This window comes from Roseateles sp. P5_E1, assembly GCF_054049335.1.
In genome coordinates this window covers 1-654 of the sequence record NZ_JBFUMN010000246.1, presented here as the reverse complement: position 1 = coordinate 654, position 654 = coordinate 1, and the positions used below count along the sequence as shown (strand labels likewise).

The 654-nt window shown below is 68.7% G+C and carries 1 protein-coding gene; it reads right to left on the bottom strand.

The genetic code is table 11. The features are described 5' to 3' along the window. Nucleotides 1-158 precede the first annotated feature (158 nt). The coding region (locus tag ACXJKJ_RS30845) for a M20/M25/M40 family metallo-hydrolase (RefSeq protein WP_457395331.1) at nucleotides 159-654 on the bottom strand (496 nt) is incomplete at its 5' end.

The following is a 654-nucleotide window of genomic DNA, read 5'->3' as shown; positions in this document are numbered from 1 at the left end:
GGCTGATCTCCTTCGCGCTGGCCATGCTGGAGAGCAGGCGCACGATGGTTTGACGGGTCTGGCGGTGGGGCTGGGAAGAAGGCATTTCGGTATCGTCACAGGCGGCCGGGGCCGCGATGGGGGAACCGTCAGTGGCAGGCCACGACGGGATCATGGCGTCAGGCGCCTTGGGCGATGATGCGGTGCACCGACGCGGCGTAACGCTGCAGCTGTTCCAGCGTCACGAACTCATCGGCGGTGTGGGCCTGGGCGATGTCGCCCGGGCCGTACACCAGCGTGGTGTAGCCCCCGGCGGAGAACAAGGAGGCTTCGGTCCAGAAGTCCACCGCGTTGCCGATCGGGATTTCCAGTGCATCGGCCACGTCACGCGCGGCCAGGCGGCGGTTCTCGGCCTCGGCGATGTCACCGGCCGGGAAGCTCGGGCCACGGAAGGTCTCGGTGAACACCGCGGCCTCCGGCTCGGCAAACCCGGCGAAGGTGGCCAGCAGCGCGTCGATGTCCATCGACGGCAGCGGACGGAAACCGAACCGCACCTCGGCCGCCGGGGCGATCATGTTGGCCTTGATCCCGCCTTCCACGCGCCCGATGTTGAAGCGCAGGCCGGTCAGCCCGCCAAAGCGCGCATGCGCCAGCGATTGCACATGGTCCAGCGCG